Genomic DNA, 19,049 nt, shown 5'->3' with positions numbered 1-19,049 from the left:
AGCGATGGCGAGCACCGCTCGCCACCTAAGTCGGTCAGCCCGCCCCTCACATGGAGCCCCCTCGGGGTCGGACCCCGGTAACGTCCTGTTTTTCCTGATCTTTCCCCTGAAAATGCCCCTCCAAAAACGGCTTCGCGCCCTTTTTTCGGGCCCAAAATCCGGCGCTAAGCCCTCACTCGCCGCTTCTTGTCGCCCATTTTCCTGGCCGAAAAGCAGCCCTTAACGCCGCCAAAAGCCGCTCACGAAACGGAAAACCGCGTCCGATCAATCTCTTGCGGTGGTCCGACCCCGGAATAGGTCTTTATCCCGTCCCGATGTATCTCTATGCTCAGGAAGTCACAGTTCGACGGAGCCGTTATGCAGTGGGTCAAGTCCTTTGCCGCGGGCGCATTGGCGACATTGGTTTTTCATCAGGGCCTGCTCGCGTTGCTCTATTTCCTGGGTGTCGCGCCGGTGGCGCCCTATAACTGGTCGGCGACCGAGCCCTTGGGTGTGCCGGTGGTGTTGTCGCTGGCGTTCTGGGGTGGGGTCTGGGCGTTGCCGCTGTGGTGGTTGGTACGCTACAAGCCGACCCGGCTCTTCTGGCTGGTGTCGTTGCTGTTCGGCGCCATCGCGCCCACCGTGGTGGCGATGCTCCTGGTATTTCCTCTGAAAGGCCTGCCCGTCAGTGGCGCGACCTGGGCCGGCGGGTTGCTGCTGAACGGCGCCTGGGGGCTGGGCACCGCTTTATTTATGGGGCCGGTGTTTCGTTGCCATCCGCGCTCCCCCGTGATTCCGGATTAGAACACTTGGCCGAACCGGCGTTGCCGGTTCGTTATCGGCTTTTTTGGTTTGGGCAGAGGTGATGAGATGACAAAGGATAATAACGTGACCATGAAGACCCCCATCCAGGCACTGGAAGACCGGCGCCATCAGCACGGCAGCCGCGTGGCCATGGTGCAACCGCTGGGCGGTGGCCAGGTGCGCGAGTACACCTGGGAACAGGTGGCGGACGAAGCCTATCGGATGGCCTCGTTCCTGAAAGAACAAGGCGTGCAGGTCGGTGACCGGGTGGCGCTGGTGTCGAAGAACTGCGCCGAGTGGATCATTGCCGATCTGGCCATCTGGATCGCCGGCGGCGTCAGCGTCCCGCTTTATCCGACGCTGGTGGCGGATTCGGTGAAGCTGATTCTGGAGCACAGCGAGTCCAAGCTGCTGTTCGTGGGCAAGCTGGACGATTGGGACATCATGAAGGCCGGCGTTCCCGGCGACGTCAAACAGATCGCCTTTTCCCTGGCGCCGGATGAGGTGCGCGGCCAGGCGCCGCAGTGGGCCGACATCATCAGCCAGCATCCGCCTCTGGCGGAAGCCGCCCGGCCCGGCCCCGAGGATCTGGCGACCATCATCTACACGTCCGGCACCACCGGCGTGCCCAAGGGCGTGATGCATCAGTATCAGAGCCTGTCGGCGGTGGGCGATAAGGTCATCAAGGTGTACGACCTGGAGCCGGATGACCGCATGATTTCCTACCTGCCGTTGTCCCATGTGGCTGAGCGGGCCGCGGTGGAGATGGCCATGCTCTACACCGGCAACAAAGTGTTTTTCGCCGAATCGCTGGACACCTTCGGCGAGGACATCAAGCGCGCCAAGCCGACGTTGTTCTTCGCGGTGCCGCGAATCTGGTCCAAGTTCTACCAGAAAGCGTCCGAGGCGGTGCCGCCCAAGAAGCTGAACACCCTGCTGAAGATTCCGTTGCTCAATCGCGTCATCAAGAAAAAGGTGCTCGGCGCCATGGGGTTGGACGAATGCCGGGTGGCCCTGTCCGGTGCCGCGCCGTTGTCCACCGAGATCATTTCCTGGTTCAACAAGCTGGGCCTGGAGATCCTGGAAGTCTACGGCATGACCGAAAACTTCGGCTGGTCGCACACCACCGAACAGGGCGACCAGCGCATCGGCTGGGTGGGCACGCCCAACGATGGGGTGGAATGCCGCATCGGCGAAGCCGGCGAAGTGGAAGTGCGCAGCGTGGGCAACATGAGCGGCTACTACAAGCAACAGGATCTGACCGCCGAAGTGTTGTCCGAGGATGGTTGGCTGAAGACCGGTGACGTGGGCGAGATCGACGACCGGGGCCGGCTGCGCATCACCGGCCGGATCAAGGAAATCTTCAAGACCGAGAAGGGCAAGTACGTGGCGCCGGCGCCCATCGAGAACCGCCTGGCCAGCCAGCCCGGGGTGGAGCTTGCGTGCGTGATCGGCGCCAATATGTCCCAGCCCATCGCCCTGCTGAACCTGACGCCGGAAGAACAGGAAAAACTCAGCAAGGGTGCCGCCAAGGACAACTTCACCAAGGCGCTGAACGATCTGCTTGAGCGGGTTAACGGCCAGCTCGATCCCCATGAGCGGCTCAGCTGTCTGGTGGTGTGCAAAACGCCCTGGACCGTGGAGAACGGCCTGATCACACCGACCCTCAAGCTCAAGCGCAACGAGATCGAAAAGCACTACGCGGCGGATCTGCCGGAGTGGGGCGCCTCCCGCGGCGTGATCTGGGAGCACTGAGCCCGGATGGAGTCCAACGCGGATCTGACGCTGATCCGGTGCCTGGCCGATGGCCGCTTCCATTCCGGGGCGGAACTCGGCGAGGCTCTGGGCATCTCCCGCGCGGCCATCTGGAAACGGGTGCAGCGTCTGGATCAATGGGGCCTGGTGGTGGAATCGGTACGCGGCAAAGGGTACCGGCTGCCCCGTTCCCTGGATCTGCTGGACCCGTCCGCCCTGGAGCGCGCCCTGGCCGGGCGCGCCACCCTCCAGTTCGAACCGGTGACCACCTCCACCAACGCGGACGCCCTGGCGCTGGCCGCATCGGGGGCGCCGACCCCGGTGGTGGTCACCACGGAATGCCAGAGCGCCGGCCGGGGCCGGCGCGGGCGTGCCTGGCAGTCGCCGTTTGGCGCCAACCTTTATGTCAGCGTGCTGTACGAACTGGCCGGCGGTTTTTCCGCCCTGGGTGGGCTGAGCCTGGCCGCCGGCGTGGCCGTGGCCGGCGCCCTGGAGCAGGCCGCGCCTGACCTGCGGCCGGGGCTTAAATGGCCCAACGACCTGCTGGTGGACGGGGCCAAGCTGGGTGGCGTGCTGATCGAACTGGCCGGGGAGATGGACGGCCGTGTCCAGGTGGTGGTGGGGGTGGGCCTGAACGTGGCCATGAACGACCGCCAGGCCGGCGCCATCGATCAGAGCTGGATCGATCTGCAGCGCGCCTGCGCCACGCCCCCGGGCCGCACCACCCTGGTGGGATCGGTGGCGCTGGCGTTGATCGACATGCTGGACCGGTTCGCCGCCGACGGCTTCGCGCCGTTCATGGCACCGTTCGAGGCCCTGGACCTGTGCCGGGACCAACCGGTAATGTTGCACGCCGCGGAGGGCGCCCGCCCGGCCGTGGCCCGGGGCGTCGCCGAGGATGGCGCTCTGCGTGTCGAAATCGACGGGGAAACCCGCACCGTTCATGGCGGGGAAGTGAGTCTGAGATTGCAATGAAGCTGTTCGTGGACGTGGGTAATACCGCCCTGAAGTGGCGCCGTCGGGATGGCGACCGGGTGGCCCAGGGCGGCCAGGTGCATGCCCGTGACTGGGTCAAGGCTCTGGATGCACCGTTGGCCTCGCCGGCGCCGGAATCGGTCTGGGTGGCGTCGGTGGCCGGCCCCGAGGCGGACCGCCGGATCGCCGACCTGGTGCGGGAGCGCACCGGCTGCGAGCCGCGGTTCTATTACTCCAGGGAGCAGGACTTCGGGGTACGCAATTGCTACCCGGAGGCGCGCCGGCTGGGCGCCGACCGCTGGGTGGCCCTGGTGGAGTGCTGGCAGCGTTTCGGGGCCGGCATCGTGATCGACTGCGGCAGCGCCCTGACCATCGACGCGGTGGACGGCGCAGGTGATTTCCTGGGCGGGTACATCGTTCCCGGGCTGGGCATGCTGCGCAACGCCCTGTTGCGGGACACCGCCGACGTCCATGTGGAGCAGGCCAGTGCCCAGCTGGGATTGGGCCGATCCACCGGTGAATGCGTGCACAATGGCCTGCTGCGCATGTCTGTGGCGTTCGTCACGGATGTGGTGGTTGAACTGCGTGAGCGGCTTCCGGATACTTGCAAGGTGCTGGTCACGGGCGGCGACGCGGACGAATTGTCGGCCTCTTTTTCCTTTGAATTCCTGCACTTGCCCGACCTGGTGCTGGACGGCCTGGAGCGGGTGGCGGCGCGACAGGAATAGCGCGACAACAATAAGGCTTGGGGGACGAAAATCCGTGCGTTGGGTCTTTTACAGCCTGGTGGTCGTCAACCTGGTGTATCTGGGCTGGCAGCTGGCGATGACCGCCTGGGCGCCGGCGCCGCCGGTAACCATGGAACGCGCCGCCGGCCCGGTCGTGCAGGGGCCGCCCCTGCGCCTGTTGAGTGAATCCCCGCAACCGCCCCGTCGCCCCGAACGACCGCCCTCGGCGTCCGCCGGCAACCCGGGGCTGTGCCCGGTGGTGGGCCCCTGGGCCGGGGAGGGCGACGCCGAGCGCGCCCGCATCCAGTTGGCGGCGGCGGGGCTGGAAGGTCGCATCCGGCCGGTGACCGTGCAGAAGGACCACCTCAATTGGGTGTATCTGCCGGCCTATCCGAGCCGCGACCGGGCGCTGGAAGTGCTCAGTGAGCTGCAGGCCCGGGGCGTGGACAGTTTTATCGTCAAGACCGGCGAGGACGCCAACGCCATTTCCCTGGGCTATTTCTCCAGCGCCGATTCCGCCGAGGGTTTGCGGGTGCGGATGCGCGGCGCGGGTTATCCGGCCTTCGTGCGGGAAACCTCACGTCCGGTCACCGAATACTGGCTTTATCTGCCGCCCCAGGCCGCCGGTGCCGCGGCCCTGGAGGATTTTCTGATCGGCAATCCGACGGTGGGGCAGGATCGATCCGCTTGTAAGGGGCCGCAATGATTGCACCCCCGGTGGGCTTTCTATAGAATGCGCAGCCCTTACGCTGCTGGCGTAGCTCAGTTGGTAGAGCAGCTGATTTGTAATCAGCCGGTCGGGGGTTCGACTCCTCTCGCCAGCTCCACTTCAAGCACGCCTAAGAGCTTGAAAATCCCTGAAAATATGGTTGACAAGGGGTTTCGGCGTAAAGAGAATGTAGGCCCTTTTCAGGAGGGGTTCCCGAGTGGCCAAAGGGATCAGACTGTAAATCTGACGCGAAAGCTTCGGAGGTTCGAATCCTCCCCCCTCCACCAGAATTGGCCGGCAGGCTGGCAAGACAGGAATTGGAAGGTTCGCGGGCATAGTTCAATGGTAGAACCTCAGCCTTCCAAGCTGATGATGCGGGTTCGATTCCCGCTGCCCGCTCCAGTCTGCGGCAACAATTTGGATGCCTGACAAGGCAGTATGAAGGTTACGCTCATGTAGCTCAGTAGGTAGAGCACACCCTTGGTAAGGGTGAGGTCACCGGTTCAAATCCGGTCATGAGCTCCAAACTCCGGGCCCAGGGACTTCCTGGGCCCGGCTTCATGTGTCTTGGTGGTGCCAGGGTGGTCCGCGAGTGGCGCGGTCCTTAAATGTGTTTTCCAAGGCGCACGCCGTTCAGACGGGAATGCACAGCCAAGTTGAGAGGTAGAGAGTCGTGGCAAAGGAAAAGTTTGAACGTAGTAAACCGCACGTAAACGTAGGCACCATTGGTCACGTTGACCATGGTAAGACGACGCTGACGGCCGCCCTGACGCGGGTGTGCTTCGAGACCTGGGGTTCCGGTTCCGCGAGTGCGTTCGATCAGATCGACAATGCGCCGGAAGAGCGTGAGCGCGGTATTACCATTGCGACCTCTCACGTGGAGTACGACTCCCCGAACCGTCACTACGCGCACGTTGACTGCCCCGGCCACGCCGACTACGTGAAGAACATGATCACCGGTGCGGCGCAGATGGACGGCGCGATCCTGGTGGTGAGCGCGGCGGACGGCCCGATGCCGCAGACCCGCGAGCACATCCTGCTGTCCCGCCAGGTGGGCGTACCCTACATCGTCGTGTTCCTGAACAAAGCGGACATGGTGGACGATGAAGAGCTGCTCGAGCTGGTTGAGATGGAAATCCGTGAGCTGCTGAGCAGCTACGACTTCCCGGGCGACGACACCCCGATCATCAAGGGTTCCGCGCTGAAGGCGCTGGAAGGCGACACCAGCGACATCGGCATGCCGGCGGTAGTGAAGCTGGTTGAGTGCCTGGACGACTACATCCCGGAGCCGGAGCGCGCCGTGGACCAGCCGTTCCTGATGCCGATCGAGGACGTGTTCTCCATCTCCGGCCGCGGTACCGTGGTAACCGGTCGTGTGGAGCGTGGCATCATCAAGGTGGGCGACGAGATCGAGATCGTTGGTATCAAGGACACCACCAAGACCACCTGTACCGGCGTGGAAATGTTCCGCAAGCTGCTGGACGAAGGCCGCGCGGGTGAGAACGTGGGCGTGCTGCTGCGCGGCACCAAGCGTGACGACGTTGAGCGTGGTCAGGTGCTGGCGAAGCCGGGCTCCATCACTCCGCACACCAAGTTCGAAGGCGAAGTGTACGTGCTGAGCAAGGAAGAGGGTGGTCGTCATACCCCGTTCTTCAACGGCTACCGTCCGCAGTTCTACTTCCGTACCACGGACGTGACCGGTGCGTGCACCCTGCCGGAAGGCACCGAAATGGTGATGCCGGGCGACAACGTGCAAATGACCGTTCAGCTGATCGCGCCGATCGCGATGGAAGAAGGTCTGCGCTTCGCGGTCCGCGAAGGCGGCCGTACCGTGGGCGCCGGCGTGGTGTCCAAGGTCATCGAGTAAGTCATTGCCGCAAGGCAATACGGGCCGGGGCCCACAACAGCCCCGGCCGTTTGTTTTCAAAGTTACAGGCCAGTAGTTCAATTGGTAGAGCACCGGTCTCCAAAACCGGCTGTTGGGGGTTCGAGTCCCTCCTGGCCTGCCAATTTCTTTCCCAGAGTGGCCGTCAGATGGCGGGGTGCGTCGGCGAATGAGTGAGAGAGCAGAAGGACAGTCCGGGTCCTCCGTCCTGGAAGGCGTCAAGTGGGTCATCGTGGCCGCACTGGTGGCGACCGCCGTGGCGGGCAACAGCTATTTCTCCGAGTTTTCTCCCCTGTACCGCGCGCTGGGCGTGCTGGTCGTGGGGCTGCTGGCGGCGTTCGTCGCGCTGCAGACCGAGCAGGGTAAGGCGTTCAACCAGCTGCGCAAGGACTCCATGGTGGAGCTGCGCAAGGTGGTGTGGCCGACCCGGCAGGAAACATTGCAAACCACGCTGATCGTGCTGGTTTTCGTGCTGATCGTGGCGTTGCTGTTGTTCGTGCTCGATTGGGTGCTCAACGGCGCGATTTCGGCGCTCATCGGCTAAGGGGTGCACATGGCGAAGCGCTGGTACGTGGTACACGCTTATTCCGGCTTTGAAAAGCACGTCAAGCGGGCCCTGGAAGAACGCATCAAGCTGCGTTCCATGGAAGAGCTGTTTGGCGAGATCCTCGTGCCCACCGAAGAAGTGGTGGAGATGCGCGGCGGTCAGAAGCGCAAGTCCGAGCGTAAATTCTTCCCGGGCTATGTGCTGGTGCAGATGGAGATGTGCGACGACTCCTGGCACCTGGTGAAGGAAACCCCGAAGGTCATGGGGTTCATCGGTGAAGACCCGAAAAACCCGGGTCGCGTATCGCCGATCACCCAGAAAGAGGCGGATGCCATTCTGCGTCGCATGGACGACGCGGTGGAGAAGCCGAAGCCGAAGACCCTCTTCGAGGCCGGCGAAGTGGTGCGGGTCACCGATGGTCCTTTCGCCGACTTCAACGGCGTCGTGGAAGAAGTGAACTACGAAAAGAGCCGCCTGCAGGTGGCGGTACTCATTTTCGGCCGTTCCACGCCGGTGGAGCTGGAATTCGGTCAGGTCGAAAAGACCTGATCCTGGTGCCTCGCCGGTCCCGGCGGGGCAAACGACCAACCTCAGGGGAGCCCGTAAAACGGCGTTCGCACCCAAGGAGTCTCAATCATGGCCAAGAAAGTCGAAGCCTACATCAAGCTGCAGGTGGCAGCGGGTCAGGCTAACCCTTCACCGCCGGTCGGTCCCGCACTGGGTCAGCACGGCGTGAACATCATGGAATTCTGTAAGGCGTTCAACGCCCAGACCCAGCAGCTGGATCAGGGCGCGCCGGTACCGGTGGTGATCACCGTGTACAGCGACCGTTCCTTTACCTTCACCATGAAGACGCCGCCCGCGGCGTATCTGCTGAAGAAGGCGGCCGGTATCAAGAGCGGTTCCGGTGAGCCGAACACCAAGAAGGTGGGCAAGGTAACCCGTGCGCAGCTCGAAGAGATCGCCAAGGCCAAGGAGCCGGATCTCACTGCTGCCGACATGGACGCCGCCGTGCGCACCATCGCGGGCTCCGCCCGTTCCATGGGCCTGGACGTGGAGGACTAACCAATGGCCAAGCTGTCCAAACGCGCCCGCGCCATCCGTGAGAAGGTAGAAACGGGCAAGCTGTACCCGGTGGAAGAAGCCGTCACCCTGCTGACCGAGCTGTCCGCCGTGAAATTCAAGGAATCCATCGACGTATCGGTGAACCTGGGCGTTGACCCGCGTAAATCCGATCAGAACGTGCGCGGCGCTTCCGTGCTGCCCCACGGCACCGGCAAGACCGTTCGCGTCGCCGTGTTCGCCCAGGGCGCCAAGGCGGAAGAAGCCAAGGAAGCCGGTGCCGACGTGGTGGGTTTCGACGACCTGGCCGAGCAGGTGCAGGGCGGTGAGATCAACTTCGACGTGGTGATCGCTTCTCCGGACGCCATGCGCGTGGTCGGTAAGCTGGGCACCATCCTCGGCCCCCGCGGTCTGATGCCGAACCCGAAAGTCGGCACCGTAACTCCGGACGTGGCCCAGGCGGTGAAGAACGCCAAGGGTGGCCAGGTGCGTTACCGCACCGACAAAGGCGGCATCATCCACTGCACCGTGGGTCAGGTCGGCTTTGATGCCAACGCCATCAAGGAAAACGTGGAAGCGCTGATCGCCGACCTGAAGAAGGCGAAGCCGGCTTCCGCCAAGGGCGCGTACTTCAAGAAAGTGACGCTGTCCAGCACCATGGGCCCGGGCCTGGCGATCGATCCCGCCACCCTGTCCATGTAAGAAATACCGGGCCGGCTTCCTTCGGGGCGCCGGTTCAAAAGCTTTGATCCCGACGGCGGCTCTTCGGAGCCCGACCGGCGGGGCGTCAAAGACCGCAGGTCCGAAGGCGTGAATGGAGTCTGGCTTCATGAGCCAAGTTTCCGCCGGAGGTTAAGGAGTAATCGCCTGCGCAGGCGCGGTAGTTGCAAATCCTGTGTCAAAGCAGGGGCTGGCTTCCGCGATACCGGACCGGGTAACCGGTCCTGGCAACCGCCGGATCCATCAGTCAGGCAGTCGACGGATCCGGTTAAGTTTGTGAATCCAGGAGGTAAATCGTGCCTTTGAATCTGGAGGACAAACGGGCGATTGTGGTTTCGGTGAATGCTGCGGCTGCCGAAGCGCTGTCCGCCGTGGTTGCCGACTATCGTGGTCTTTCCGTGTCAGAGATGACCGCTCTGCGCGTGAAAGCCCGTGAAACCGGCGTGTACCTGAAAGTAGTACGGAACACGCTGGCCAAGCGCGCGGTTGAAGGCACCGAATACGAGTGTCTCAGCGACGCGCTGGTCGGCCCCACGATCCTGGCGTTTTCCCAGGCAGATCCGGGCGCAGCTGCCCGGCTGATCAAGGATTTCGCCAAGGACCACGACGCGCTCGAAGTCAAAGCACTGGCCGTAGGCGGTGTGGCGTACGGCGCCAAGGACATCGATGTCCTGGCGAAGCTGCCCACCCGCGACGAAGCCCTTGCTCAGCTTATGTCCGTCATGCAGGCCCCGGTGGCCAAGTTTGTCCGTACCCTCAACGAGGTGCCCGGCAAGTTTGTCCGTACCGTTGCCGCCGTGAAGGACAAGAAACAGCAGGAAGCTGCCTGATCCCCGGATCAGCAGCAGCGTAACTACCCGATTCCACTCGGGATCGCCCGTACGGTGATTTTAGGAGATTGAAAATGGCCGTTTCCAAAGAAGATATCCTCAGCGCTATCGCTGACATGAGCGTTATGGACCTCGTTGAACTGATCGAGGCCATGGAAGAGAAGTTTGGCGTAACCGCCGCCGCCGCCGTTGCCGCTGCTCCCGCAGCTGCTGGCGACGCAGGTGCCGCCGCTGAAGAACAGACCGAGTTCGACGTGATTCTGACCGGTTTCGGCGACAAGAAAGTCGGCGTGATCAAGGCAGTTCGCGAAGTAACCGGCCTGGGTCTGAAAGAAGCGAAAGATCTGGTCGAGGGCGCTCCCGCTCCGGTCAAGGAAGGCGCTTCCAAGGACGAAGCCGAAGAGATCAAGAAAAAGATCGAAGAGGCTGGCGGTACCGCCGAGCTCAAGTAAGCGCGAGAGCGCTATGTCTTTCCACACTCAGGCGGAAAGACACCGGCTGGCAGCTTAAGGGCTGCCAGCCTTTTGTCGTTTCTGTATGAAGGGTTTCATGCAGGAATATCACCCAGGGGTGATAGGTCAACAGCCGAGGAACGCAGATGGCATACTCATTCACTGAGAAAAAGCGGATCCGCAAAGATTTCGGCAAGCTTCCCAAGGTCATGGAGGTTCCGTACCTTCTGGCCATACAGCTCGATTCTTACCGCAAGTTCTTGCAACACGACAAGAGCGCCGAGGAGCGCTTCGAGGAGGGCCTGGAAGCGGCTTTCCGTTCGGTATTCCCGATCTCCAGCTACTCCGGGAACGCCGCCCTCGAGTATGCCGGCTATGAGTTCGGCAAACCGGTTTTTGATGTCAAAGAGTGCATCATTCGTGGCACCACCTATGCCGCGCCGCTGCGCGTGCGTATCCGTCTGGTGATCTACGACAAGGAATCCAACGGCGCCATCAAGGACATCCGCGAACAGCAGGTGTACATGGGCGAGATTCCGTTGATGACCGAGAACGGTACCTTCGTGATCAACGGTACCGAGCGGGTCATCGTGTCCCAGCTGCACCGCTCTCCGGGCGTGTTCTTCGACCACGACAAGGGCAAGACCCATTCGTCCGGCAAGCTGCTGTATTCCGCCCGGGTGATTCCCTACCGTGGCTCCTGGCTGGACTTCGAATTCGATCCGAAGGACCTGGTCTACGTGCGCATCGACCGTCGCCGCAAACTGCCGGCGACCATTCTGCTGCGTGCCCTGGGCTATACCTCGGACGAGATCCTCGAGACCTTCTTCGACACCAACGAAATCCTGTTCGAAGACGGTGCTTACCGTATGCGCCTGGTGCCGGAGCGTCTGCGTGGCGAAACCGCGACCTTCGACATCCTGGCCGGCGATGAAGTGGTGGTGGAACGCGGCCGCCGCGTGACCGCGCGCCACATCCGCCAGTTGGAAAAAGCCAACATCGAGTATCTGGAAATCCCCGCCGAATACCTGCACGGCCGTTACCTGGCCAAGTCGGTGATCGACCAGGAAACCGGCGAGGTACTGGTGGAGTGCAACACCGAGCTGAGCGCCGACGCCCTCGAGAAAATCGAGAAGGCCGGCGTGTCCAGCTTCGAGACGCTGTACACCAACGACCTGGACCATGGCCCGTTCATGGCCGACACCCTGCGTGCCGATCCCACCCGCAGCCCGCTCGAGGCGCTGGTGGAAATCTACCGCATGATGCGTCCGGGCGAGCCGCCCACCAAGGAAGCGGCGGAGAACCTGTTCCGCAATCTGTTCTTCACCGACGAGCGCTACGACCTGTCCGGCGTGGGCCGCATGAAGTTCAACCGCCGCCTGGGTCGCGAAGACGTGACCGGCCCCGGCATCGTCTATGACGGTCGCTACTTCAGCACCCGTACCGATGACGAAGGCAAGCAGTACTTCGAGCAGATGGGCGCCGAGCAGTCCGACATCATCGACGTGCTCAAGACCCTGGTGGACATTCGCAACGGCAACGGCGTGGTCGACGACATCGACCACCTGGGCAACCGCCGCATCCGCTCCGTGGGCGAGATGGCCGAGAACCAGTTCCGCGTGGGTCTGGTGCGGGTGGAGCGTGCCGTCAAGGAACGCCTGAGCCTGGCCGAGTCCGAAGGCCTGATGCCGCAGGATCTGATCAACGCCAAACCGGTGGCGGCCGCGGTGAAGGAGTTCTTCGGCTCCTCCCAGCTGTCCCAGTTCATGGACCAGAACAACCCGCTCTCCGAGATCACCCACAAACGCCGGGTGTCCGCGTTGGGCCCGGGCGGTCTGACCCGTGAGCGCGCCGGCTTCGAAGTGCGTGACGTGCACCCGACCCACTACGGTCGCGTGTGTCCCATCGAGACGCCGGAAGGCCCGAACATCGGCCTGATCAACTCCCTGGCCAGCTACGCGCGCACCAACGAGTACGGCTTCCTGGAGTCGCCGTACCGCAAGGTGATCGACGGCAAGGTATCCGACGAGATCGAATACCTGTCCGCCATCGAGGAAGCGGAGTGCGTGATCGCCCAGGTCGACGCCAAGATGAACGACGACGGCAGCTTCGTGGAAGACTTCGTCACCGTGCGTCACCGCTACGAGTTCACCGTCATGGAGCGGGACACCATTACCCATATGGATGTCTCTCCGCGCCAGGTGGTGTCCGTGGCCGCGTCCCTGATTCCGTTCCTGGAGCACGATGACGCGAACCGCGCACTGATGGGTTCCAACATGCAGCGTCAGGCGGTGCCGACCCTGCGCGCCGAGAAGCCCCTGGTGGGCACCGGCATGGAGCGTCACGTGGCCCGGGATTCCGGCGTCTGCGTGGTGGCCCAGCGTGGCGGTATCGTCGACAAGGTGGATGCCTCCCGCATCATCGTCAAAGTGAACGACGACGAGGTGGTGGAAGGCGAAGCCGGTGTGGATATCTACAACCTCACCAAGTACACCCGCTCCAACCAGAACACCTGCATCAACCAGCGTCCGCTGGTGAAGGTGGGTGACCGGGTGGCGGCCCGCGACATCATGGCCGACGGCCCGTCCGTGGACATGGGCGAACTGGCCCTGGGCCAGAACATGCGCGTCGCGTTCATGCCCTGGAACGGCTACAACTTCGAGGACTCCATCCTGATCTCCGAGCGGGTGGTGAAGGAGGATCGCTTTACCTCCATCCACATCCAGGAGCTCACCGCGATTGCCCGTGACACCAAGCTGGGCGCCGAGGAAATCACCGCCGACATCCCCAACGTGGGCGAGGCGGCTCTGGCCAAGCTGGATGAATCCGGCATCGTCTATATCGGCGCGGAAGTGGAAGCCGGCGACATTCTGGTGGGCAAGGTAACGCCGAAGGGCGAAACCCAGCTGACCCCGGAAGAGAAGCTGCTGCGTGCCATCTTCGGTGAGAAGGCCTCCGACGTGAAGGACACCTCGCTGCGGGTTTCCTCCGGCGTCAAGGGCACCGTCATCGACGTGCAGGTGTTCACCCGCGACGGCGTGGAGAAGGACGAGCGTGCCCGGCAGATCGAGCAGGACGCGCTGGACAAGTTCCGCAAGGACCTGAAGGACGAGTACCGGATCCTCGAGCAGGACATCAAGGACCGTCTGCGCGCCGTGATGGTGGGCAAGAAGGTCAACGGCGGCGCCGGCCTCAAGCGCGGCACCGAGCTGACCGACGCGGTGCTCGACGAGCTGGAAGGCGACAAGTGGTTCGAGCTGCGCCCGGCGGATGACGACGTGGCCGAGCAGTTGGAGCGCGCGCACCAGTACCTGGAGCAGCACAAGAAGGAACAGGACGAGCGCTACAAGGACAAGCAGGCCAAGATCTCCGGCGGCGACGACCTGTCCCACGGCGTGCTCAAGGTGGTCAAGGTCTACCTGGCGATCAAGCGTCGCATCCAGCCCGGTGACAAGATGGCCGGCCGTCACGGTAACAAAGGTGTGATCTCCGTGATCATGCCGGAAGAGGACATGCCCTACGACGAGAACGGCGTCCCCGTGGACGTGGTGCTCAACCCGCTGGGTGTACCGTCACGGATGAACGTGGGTCAGATTCTCGAGACCCACCTGGGCTGGGCCGCCAAGGGGCTGGGCGAGCGCATCGGTGAGATGCTGGACCAGGAACGCAAGGTCGCCGAAGTGCGCGACTTCCTGGACCAGATCTACAACCAGACCGGCGCCGGCGGCACCGACGAGGACTGGAGCAGCTTCAGCGACGAGGACATCATCGAGCTGGCCCGCAACCTGCGCGCCGGCGTGCCCATGGCCACCGCCGTATTCGACGGTGCCAAGGAGTTCGAGATCAAGGCGTTGCTGGAGCTGGCCGGCCAGGACAAGTCCGGGCAGATCGAGCTGTGGGACGGCCGCAGCGGCGAGAAATTCGACCGCAAGGTGACCGTGGGCTACATGTACATGCTCAAGCTCAACCACCTGGTCGACGACAAGATGCACGCCCGCTCCACCGGCTCCTACAGCCTGGTGACCCAGCAGCCGCTGGGTGGTAAGGCGCAGTTCGGTGGTCAGCGCTTCGGTGAGATGGAAGTGTGGGCCCTGGAGGCCTACGGCGCGGCGTACACGCTGCAGGAAATGCTCACCGTGAAGTCGGACGATGTGAATGGCCGTACGCGCATTTACAAGAACATCGTCGATGGCGACCACCGGATGGATCCGGGTATGCCGGAGTCCTTCAACGTACTGCTGAAGGAAATCCGTTCGCTCGGTATCAACATCGAGCTGGAAAACGACTGAGGCTGAGTGCGCCGCTCCCCGCCCCACGGGCCGGGAGCGGCACCTCGCCTGACCCGGGTTTAGGAAAGAATCGCGAGCGAAAGCTCCATACGGAGGACTGGCCTTGAAAGACTTGCTGAATCTGCTCAAAAGTCAGGGACAAGTCACGGAGTTCGACAAGCTGAAGATCGGTCTGGCGCCGCCGGATCTGATCCGTTCCTGGTCTTTTGGCGAAGTGAAAAAGCCGGAGACCATCAACTACCGCACCTTCAAGCCGGAGCGTGACGGCCTGTTCTGCGCGCGCATTTTTGGTCCCATCAAGGACTACGAATGTCTGTGCGGCAAGTACAAGCGTCTCAAGCACCGCGGCGTGATCTGTGAAAAGTGCGGCGTGGAGGTCACCCTCTCCAAAGTGCGCCGGGAGCGCATGGGCCACATCGAGCTGGCCAGCCCGGTGGCGCACATCTGGTTCCTGAAATCGCTGCCGTCCCGCATCGGTCTGATGCTGGACATGACCCTGCGCGACATCGAGCGGGTGCTGTACTTCGAATCCTTCGTGGTCACCGAGCCCGGTATGACCACCCTGGAGCGCGGTCAGCTGCTCACCGACGAAGAATACTTCGACGCGCTGGAACAGTTCGGCGATGAGTTCGAAGCCAAGATGGGCGCGGAAGCGGTGCAGCAGCTCCTCACCGAGCTGGATCTCAAAGACGAGATCAACACCCTGCGCGAGGAAATCGAGGCCACCAACTCGGACACCAAGCTGAAGAAGCTGTCCAAGCGGCTCAAGCTGATGGAGGCGTTCCACGCTTCCGGCAACGAGCCCGAGTGGATGATCATGACGGTGCTGCCGGTGCTGCCGCCGGACCTGCGTCCGCTGGTGCCCCTGGACGGCGGCCGGTTCGCGACCTCCGATCTGAACGATCTGTACCGTCGCGTGATCAACCGCAACAACCGTCTCAAGCGGCTGCTGGACCTGAACGCCCCGGACATCATTGTGCGCAACGAGAAGCGCATGCTGCAGGAGTCCGTGGACGCGCTGCTGGACAACGGCCGTCGCGGCCGTGCCATCACCGGTTCCAACAAGCGCCCGCTGAAGTCCCTGGCCGACATGATCAAGGGCAAGCAGGGTCGTTTCCGTCAGAACCTGCTCGGTAAGCGGGTGGACTACTCCGGTCGTTCCGTGATCGTGGTGGGCCCGACCCTCAAGCTGCACGAGACCGGTCTGCCGAAGAAGATGGCGCTGGAGCTGTTCAAGCCGTTCATCTTCGCCAAGCTGGAAGCCCGTGGCCTGGCCACCACCATCAAGGCGGCCAAGAAGATGGTCGAGCGCGAAACCGCCGAGGTGTGGGACATCCTCGCCGAGGTGATTCGCGAGCACCCGGTGATGCTGAACCGGGCGCCGACCCTGCACCGTCTGGGTATCCAGGCGTTCGAGCCGGTGCTGATCGAGGGCAAGGCGATCCAGTTGCACCCGCTGGTGTGTGCCGCCTTCAACGCGGACTTCGACGGTGACCAGATGGCGGTGCACGTGCCGCTGACCCTGGAAGCGCAGCTGGAAGCGCGCGCGCTGATGATGTCCACCAACAACATCCTGTCCCCGGCCAACGGTGAACCGATCATCGTGCCGACCCAGGACGTGGTGCTGGGGCTGTATTACATCAGCCGCGAGAAGATCAACGCCAAGGGCGAAGGCCGCGTGTTCTCCGACACCAAGGAAGTGATGCGCGCCCTGGGCACCAAGGAAGTGGATCTGCACGCCCGCATCAAGGTGCGCGTGTACGACGTGGTCAAGGATCAGGAAGGCCGTGTCGAGGAAGGCACCCGGCTGGTGGACACCACCCCGGGCCGCTGCAAGATCTGGGACATCGTGCCCGCGGGCATCGGCTTCGATCAGGTCAACCGCAACATGACCAAGAAGGCGATTTCCGGTCTGCTGAACACCTGCTACCGGATCCTGGGCACCAAGGAAACCTGCATCTTCGCCGACCAGATCATGTACATGGGCTTCCGCGAAGCGACCCTGTCCGGCTCCTCCATCGGCGTCGAGGACATGGTGATCCCGGCCGCCAAGGAGAAGCTGATCGCCGCCGCCGAGGAAGAGGTGCGCGAGATCGAGGAGCAGTTCGCTTCCGGTCTGGTGACCCGTGGTGAGCGCTACAACAAGGTGGTCGACATCTGGGCGCGCACCAACGACCAGATCGCCAAGGCGATGATGGACAACCTGAACAAGGAAATCGTCGTCAACAAGCAGGGCGAGGATGAGGAGCAGGCGTCCTTCAACTCCATCTACATGATGGCGGACTCCGGCGCCCGGGGTTCCCCGGCGCAGATCCGGCAGCTGGCCGGCATGCGCGGCCTGATGGCCAAGCCGGACGGCTCGATCATCGAGACCCCGATCACCAGCAACTTCCGTGAAGGGCTGAACGTACTCCAGTACTTCATCTCCACCCACGGGGCGCGGAAAGGTCTGGCGGATACCGCACTGAAGACCGCGAACTCCGGTTACCTGACCCGTCGCCTGGTGGACGTGGCCCAGGATCTGGTGATCACCGAGCAGGATTGCGGCACCGAGGACGGTCTGCTGATGACCCCGCTGATCGAAGGCGGCGACATCGTAGAGCCCCTGCGCGAGCGGGTGCTGGGCCGTACCGTGGCGCGCGATCTGGTGCGCCCGGGCACCGACGAAGTGGTGTTCCAGGCTGGCCTGGTGCTCGACGAAGTCTGGGTGGAAAAACTCGAGGCCATGGGCATCGACGAAATCGCGGTGCGTTCGCCGATCACCTGTAAGACCAAGTGGGGCATCTGTTCGTCCTGCTACGGTCGTGATCTGGCGCGCGGTCACCGGGTCAACGTGGGCGAGGCCGTGGGCGTTATGGCGGCTCAGTCCATCGGTGAGCCGGGTACCCAGCTGACCATGCGGACCTTCCACATCGGTGGTGCCGCCAGCCGGGCCACCGCGGTGTCCAACATCCAGATCAAGCACGGCGGCAAGGTGCGGTTCCATAACGCCAAGCACGTGCAGCACAAGGACGGTCTGGTGATCGTTTCCCGTTCCGCGGACCTGGCCGTTCTCGACGACCTGGGCCGTGAGCGCGAACGCTACAAGATGCCCTACGGTGCCCTGGTCACGGTCAACGAAGGCGACAGCGTGGACGGCGGTCAGGTGGTCGCCACCTGGGATCCGCACACCCACCCGATCATCGCCGAGGTGGCGGGTAAGGTGCAGTTTGGTGACATGGAGGAAGGCATCTCCGTGAACTACCAGACCGACGAGCTCACCGGCCTCACCAACATCGAGGTGCTGAGCAGCCAGGACCGCCCGTCCGCGGGTAAGGACCTGCGCCCGGTAGTGCGCGTGATGGATGCCAAGGGCAAGCCGGTAACGCTGCCCAACACGGACAATCCGGCCAACTACTTCCTGCCCGGCGGCGCGCTGTCGGCACTGAAGAACGGCGCGGACATCCAGGTGGGTGACGTGATCGCGCGGATTCCGCAGGAATCCTCCAAGACCCGTGACATCACCGGTGGTCTGCCGCGGGTGGCCGACCTGTTCGAGGCCCGTAACCCGAAAGAGGCCGCGATTCTCGCCGAGAAGAGCGGTACCGTCTCCTTCGGCAAGGAAACCAAGGGCAAGGTGCGGCTGGTAATCACCCCGGACGAAGGCGGCGACACCTACGAAGAACTGATTCCCAAGTGGCGTCAGCTGAACATCTTCGAAGGCGAGCACGTGGAGAAGGGCGAGGTGGTCTCCGACGGCCCGCTCAACCCCCACGACATCCTGCGTCTCATGGGTGAGGTGGAGCTGGCCCGTTACATCGTCAACGAAGTGCAGGAGGTCTACCGCCTGCAGGGCGTGAAGATCAACGACAAGCACATCGAGACGATCATTCGTCAGATGCTGCGCAAGGTGGAAATCACCGAGGTCGGCGACTCTCCGTTCATCAAGGGCGAGCAGATCGAATACGCCCGCCTGGTGGAAGAGAACGAGCGCCTCAACGGCGACGACAAGATGCCGGCGCGGGGCGAACGCCTGCTGCTGGGTATCACCAAGGCGTCCCTGGCCACCGAGTCGTTCATCTCCGCGGCCTCCTTCCAGGAGACCACCCGGGTGCTGACCGAGGCGGCGGTGACCGGCAAGGAAGACGGCCTGCGCGGCCTCAAGGAAAACGTGGTGGTGGGGCGTCTGATCCCGGCCGGTACCGGCTATGCCTACCACGAGGAGCGCCGCCGTCAGCGGGCCGAAGCCAGCGGCGACGGCCCCACCATGGACGAAGTGGAAGCGGCCCTGTCCGAGGCGCTCAGTTCCTCCGACCAGGAGTAACCGGGCCCCCG

14 protein-coding genes and 5 tRNA genes are annotated in these 19,049 nt (G+C 63.2%); all 19 read left to right on the top strand.

All coding sequences use genetic code 11. The features are described from left to right. The first annotated feature begins 357 nt into the window (after window positions 1-357). Window positions 358-783, top strand: a complete 426-nt coding sequence (locus IM760_RS10745; protein ID WP_204429069.1) for a hypothetical protein — start codon at window positions 358-360, stop codon at window positions 781-783. A gap of 66 nt (window positions 784-849) precedes the next feature. After that, on the top strand, window positions 850-2,538 hold the full coding sequence (locus tag IM760_RS10740; RefSeq protein ID WP_204429068.1) for an AMP-binding protein: 1,689 nt from the start codon (window positions 850-852) through the stop codon (window positions 2,536-2,538). A 6-nt stretch (window positions 2,539-2,544) separates the two neighbouring features. Continuing rightward, a complete protein-coding gene (locus IM760_RS10735) occupies window positions 2,545-3,513 on the top strand; it encodes a biotin--[acetyl-CoA-carboxylase] ligase (protein ID WP_204429066.1) in 969 nt (322 codons plus the stop codon). Continuing rightward, complete coding sequence (locus tag IM760_RS10730; RefSeq protein WP_204429065.1) at window positions 3,510-4,241, top strand: type III pantothenate kinase; 732 nt, start codon at window positions 3,510-3,512, stop codon at window positions 4,239-4,241. Before IM760_RS10735 ends, IM760_RS10730 begins: the two co-directional genes overlap by 4 nt. 34 nt (window positions 4,242-4,275) lie before the next feature. Beyond that, window positions 4,276-4,947, top strand: coding sequence for an SPOR domain-containing protein (locus IM760_RS10725; RefSeq protein WP_204429064.1), 672 nt, complete (start codon window positions 4,276-4,278; stop codon window positions 4,945-4,947). Window positions 4,948-4,992: 45 nt separating this feature from the next. Then, window positions 4,993-5,068, top strand: a tRNA-Thr gene (locus tag IM760_RS10720). Between the two features lie 85 nt (window positions 5,069-5,153). Continuing rightward, window positions 5,154-5,237 (top strand) — tRNA-Tyr (locus IM760_RS10715). 41 nt (window positions 5,238-5,278) lie between these two features. Beyond that, window positions 5,279-5,352, top strand: a tRNA-Gly gene (locus IM760_RS10710). A gap of 47 nt (window positions 5,353-5,399) precedes the next feature. After that, window positions 5,400-5,475, top strand: a tRNA-Thr gene (locus tag IM760_RS10705). Between the two features lie 148 nt (window positions 5,476-5,623). Next, window positions 5,624-6,817 carry an elongation factor Tu gene (gene tuf / locus IM760_RS10700; protein ID WP_204429047.1) on the top strand — a complete coding sequence of 398 codons (1,194 nt, stop codon included), beginning with the start codon at window positions 5,624-5,626 and terminating at the stop codon, window positions 6,815-6,817. Window positions 6,818-6,883: 66 nt separating this feature from the next. Next, window positions 6,884-6,959: transfer RNA gene (locus tag IM760_RS10695), tRNA-Trp, on the top strand. A gap of 45 nt (window positions 6,960-7,004) precedes the next feature. Continuing rightward, on the top strand, window positions 7,005-7,379 hold the full coding sequence (gene secE, locus IM760_RS10690; RefSeq protein WP_204429062.1) for a preprotein translocase subunit SecE: 375 nt from the start codon (window positions 7,005-7,007) through the stop codon (window positions 7,377-7,379). 9 nt (window positions 7,380-7,388) lie between these two features. Further along, window positions 7,389-7,931, top strand: coding sequence for a transcription termination/antitermination protein NusG (nusG, locus tag IM760_RS10685; protein WP_204429060.1), 543 nt, complete (start codon window positions 7,389-7,391; stop codon window positions 7,929-7,931). 87 nt (window positions 7,932-8,018) lie between these two features. Then, window positions 8,019-8,447, top strand: a complete 429-nt coding sequence (gene rplK / locus IM760_RS10680; protein ID WP_204429058.1) for a 50S ribosomal protein L11 — start codon at window positions 8,019-8,021, stop codon at window positions 8,445-8,447. A 3-nt stretch (window positions 8,448-8,450) separates the two neighbouring features. Next, window positions 8,451-9,146: a 50S ribosomal protein L1 gene (rplA, locus tag IM760_RS10675; RefSeq protein WP_204429056.1), complete on the top strand. Its 696-nt coding sequence runs from the start codon at window positions 8,451-8,453 to the stop codon at window positions 9,144-9,146. Window positions 9,147-9,460: 314 nt separating this feature from the next. Beyond that, a complete protein-coding gene (rplJ, locus tag IM760_RS10670; protein WP_204429055.1) occupies window positions 9,461-9,994 on the top strand; it encodes a 50S ribosomal protein L10 in 534 nt (177 codons plus the stop codon). Between the two features lie 74 nt (window positions 9,995-10,068). After that, window positions 10,069-10,446, top strand: a complete 378-nt coding sequence (gene rplL / locus IM760_RS10665) for a 50S ribosomal protein L7/L12 (protein ID WP_138770769.1) — start codon at window positions 10,069-10,071, stop codon at window positions 10,444-10,446. A gap of 146 nt (window positions 10,447-10,592) precedes the next feature. Then, on the top strand, window positions 10,593-14,735 hold the full coding sequence (rpoB, locus tag IM760_RS10660; RefSeq protein WP_204429053.1) for a DNA-directed RNA polymerase subunit beta: 4,143 nt from the start codon (window positions 10,593-10,595) through the stop codon (window positions 14,733-14,735). A gap of 103 nt (window positions 14,736-14,838) precedes the next feature. Next, on the top strand, window positions 14,839-19,038 hold the full coding sequence (gene rpoC / locus IM760_RS10655) for a DNA-directed RNA polymerase subunit beta' (protein WP_204429051.1): 4,200 nt from the start codon (window positions 14,839-14,841) through the stop codon (window positions 19,036-19,038). The last annotated feature ends 11 nt before the right edge of the window (window positions 19,039-19,049 follow it).

The organism is Alloalcanivorax marinus (assembly GCF_016906305.1).
Classification (GTDB): Bacteria; Pseudomonadota; Gammaproteobacteria; order Pseudomonadales; family Alcanivoracaceae; genus Alloalcanivorax; species Alloalcanivorax marinus.
The sequence above is the reverse complement of the archived record's forward strand: the minus strand, read 5'-3'. Positions and strand labels throughout refer to the sequence as shown.

What these genes read in the sequence shown, in the direction of transcription:
- IM760_RS10745 (WP_204429069.1), top strand. Translation starts at nt 358, where the DNA reads ATGCAGTGGGTCAAGTCCTTTGCCGCGGGCGCATTGGCGACATTGGTT.
- IM760_RS10740 (WP_204429068.1), top strand. Translation starts at nt 850, where the DNA reads ATGACAAAGGATAATAACGTGACCATGAAGACCCCCATCCAGGCACTG.
- IM760_RS10735 (WP_204429066.1), top strand. Translation starts at nt 2,545, where the DNA reads ATGGAGTCCAACGCGGATCTGACGCTGATCCGGTGCCTGGCCGATGGC.
- IM760_RS10730 (WP_204429065.1), top strand. Translation starts at nt 3,510, where the DNA reads ATGAAGCTGTTCGTGGACGTGGGTAATACCGCCCTGAAGTGGCGCCGT.
- secE (WP_204429062.1), top strand. Translation starts at nt 7,005, where the DNA reads ATGAGTGAGAGAGCAGAAGGACAGTCCGGGTCCTCCGTCCTGGAAGGC.
- nusG (WP_204429060.1), top strand. Translation starts at nt 7,389, where the DNA reads ATGGCGAAGCGCTGGTACGTGGTACACGCTTATTCCGGCTTTGAAAAG.
- rplK (WP_204429058.1), top strand. Translation starts at nt 8,019, where the DNA reads ATGGCCAAGAAAGTCGAAGCCTACATCAAGCTGCAGGTGGCAGCGGGT.
- rplA (WP_204429056.1), top strand. Translation starts at nt 8,451, where the DNA reads ATGGCCAAGCTGTCCAAACGCGCCCGCGCCATCCGTGAGAAGGTAGAA.
- rplL (WP_138770769.1), top strand. Translation starts at nt 10,069, where the DNA reads ATGGCCGTTTCCAAAGAAGATATCCTCAGCGCTATCGCTGACATGAGC.
- rpoB (WP_204429053.1), top strand. Translation starts at nt 10,593, where the DNA reads ATGGCATACTCATTCACTGAGAAAAAGCGGATCCGCAAAGATTTCGGC.